This is a genomic window from Paratractidigestivibacter sp., from assembly GCF_052362415.1.
Lineage (GTDB): Bacteria > Actinomycetota > Coriobacteriia > Coriobacteriales > Atopobiaceae > Paratractidigestivibacter.
Genome location: NZ_DAWEMK010000182.1, coordinates 1 through 2,243, shown reverse-complemented (window position 1 = coordinate 2,243; position 2,243 = coordinate 1). Strand labels below are relative to the sequence as shown.

The following is a 2,243-nucleotide window of genomic DNA, read 5'->3' as shown; positions in this document are numbered from 1 at the left end:
CCTCCTCATCGACGGAGAGAAGCAGCGCGAAGCCTCGGCGCGGCAGCTCCCCGCGGCCGGCGACCTCGTCGAGCAGCGAGAAGAACGCGGTCAGCGCGCAGGCCAGGCCGCTCTTCATGTCGCAGGCGCCGCGACCGTAGAGCTTGTCGCCCACGACGCGCGCGTCGAGCGCAGGGGTCTCCTCGGACCAGCCGTCGCCGATGGTGACGGTGTCCATGTGGCAGGAGTACACGAGCGCGGGCTCCTCGCCTGTGCCGGCCAGGCGCACCATGAGGTCGCGACGGCCGGGCAGCGCCTCGAGCTCCCTCACCTCGACCGCGTCCACGAGCCACTGCGGAAGGCTCGAAACACGCTGTTCCACCAGCGACTTTATGTGCTGCTCGATTTCTCCCTCGTAGACACCGGGGTCGGTGCTCTCGATGCGCACGAGCTCAGCGGCGAGCCGCCACGCGTACTCCTCGTCGATCTTCTCGGTCATGTACGATCGCCTCCAGATTGGGTTCCGCCGAGATTCTACGCCTTGGCGGGCCTGCGTGCCCTGGGCTGTCGGCGACCCGCCCCGACTCCGCGCCATGCGCAGGGGCGCGGAGGGCGGCCCACGGCGGATGCCGTTTGCTTTAATCCGAACTCGTACTAAACTTAGTCAAGAAAGTACGAACACGGACGAAAGCAACCCCACCGATGAACCAAGAGAACCAACTCCCGCGCGACGCCGACGGCCTCGTCGGGCTCGAGGCGTGGAGCCGCAGCTTCGACCGCCTCTACCGAAAGACGGACCGCCTGTACTACGACATGGCACACACCTGCGGGCTCTCCGAGTCCGCGTACTGGGTCATGTACGCCATCTACGCCAGCGGCGGTACCGCGACCGTGCGCAGCCTCGTCGAGGATTGCGTCGCGTCGAAGCAGACCATCAACTCCGCGCTCCGCTCGCTCGAGGCCAAGGGCCTTGTGGAGATGTCCTTCTGCGAGGGGAGCAAGAAGTCCAAGTCCGTCGCGCTCACCGAGGCGGGCACAGCCTTCGCCGACCGCAGGATCGCGCCCGCCTGCGCCGCCGAGCGACGCGCCTTCGACGTGCTCGACGCCGATGAGCAGGCGGAGCTCATCCGCCTGGTCGAGAAGTACGTCGAGGGCGTGGAAGCCGAGCTCGCGCGCTCGAAGGGGGCAGACGATGAGCGATAAGTTACAGACGGCTGCGGCAGCGCCCTCATCGCAGGCCGCCCGCCGGCCCGCGGCGCGCGGGACGCAGAAGACCTCGGCGTGGGCGCTTCTCGCCAGCTTGATCGCGCCGTACAAGGGACTCGCCGCGGCCACGCTCGCGTGCCTGCTCTGCGACATCACGGGCATGCTCCTCGTGCCGACCGAGCTCGCGGCGCTCCTCAACTCGATCCTCGCAGGCGCCGGCTCCTCGGCCGTCCTCATGCACGGCGCGCGGATGCTCGCGGCCTCGTTCTTGGGGTCGGGCGGCTGCATCGTGAGCTACAAGCTCGCCTCGCGACTTGCCGCGAACGTGGGCCGCGACCTGCGCACGGCCGTGTACGAGCACAGCCTCGAGCTCTCCGGCTCGGACTTCGCGTGCTTCGGCACGGGCTCGATGATCACGCGCACGCTCTCGGACGCGAACGTCGTCCAGCAGACCCTTTTTATGACCTTCGTCATGCTGGGGCCCGCGCCCGTGACGAGCGTCGTCGCGGTCATCATGGCCTTCGGGATCGACCACGTCATGGGCGCGGCGCTCCTCGCCGTCGTGGTGGCGTGCCTGGCCGTCAGCGCGGTCGCGGTCGCCAAGTCGGCGCCTATCTTCGTGATCCTGCAGGGCTTCATCGACCGGATGAACACGCGGCTGCGCGAGTCCATCACCGGCGTCCGCGTGATCCGCGCGTTCGGCAAGGAGTCCTACGAGCGTGCCCGCATGGACGAGACCTTCGAGGAGTACGCCCGCCGCGCCATCCGCGTGAACCTCGTGTTCTCCGTGACCGACACGATGACGTACTTCCTCATGAACGCGGTCGAGGCGCTCGTGTTCTGGCTCGGCGCCGGGCGCGTGGGCGCCCACGCGATGGGCATCGGCTCGATCAGCGCCGTGCTCGAGTACGCGATGCTCATCATGTTCTTCATGATGATGGCGCAGTTCGCGCTGCTCCAGGTCCCGCGCGCGCTGGCGTGCCTCGGGCGCGCCGCGGAGGTGCTCGACGCCGAGCCGAGCATCGCGGACGCGCCCGCCGCCGGCCGACAGGAAGCGC

At 68.7% G+C, this 2,243-nt stretch carries 3 protein-coding genes; 2 read left to right on the top strand and 1 reads right to left on the bottom strand.

Annotated features, from left to right (window positions below; translation table 11 throughout):
* On the bottom strand, positions 1–478 hold a 478-nt coding region (locus ACT84W_RS10665), incomplete at its 3' end, for a M20/M25/M40 family metallo-hydrolase (protein WP_444329200.1).
* Positions 479–681: 203 nt separating this feature from the next.
* Between ACT84W_RS10665 and ACT84W_RS10660 the strand changes: the two genes are divergently transcribed.
* Entirely contained in the window at positions 682–1,182 is a 501-nt protein-coding gene (locus ACT84W_RS10660; protein ID WP_432290849.1) for a MarR family winged helix-turn-helix transcriptional regulator, read from the top strand.
* On the top strand, positions 1,172–2,243 hold a 1,072-nt coding region (locus tag ACT84W_RS10655), incomplete at its 3' end, for an ABC transporter permease (RefSeq protein WP_444329199.1). The genes ACT84W_RS10660 and ACT84W_RS10655, both read left to right, overlap by 11 nt.

Coding starts and splice junctions, on each gene's coding strand:
- ACT84W_RS10660 (WP_432290849.1), top strand. CDS start 682: ATGAACCAAGAGAACCAACTCCCGCGCGACGCCGACGGCCTCGTCGGG.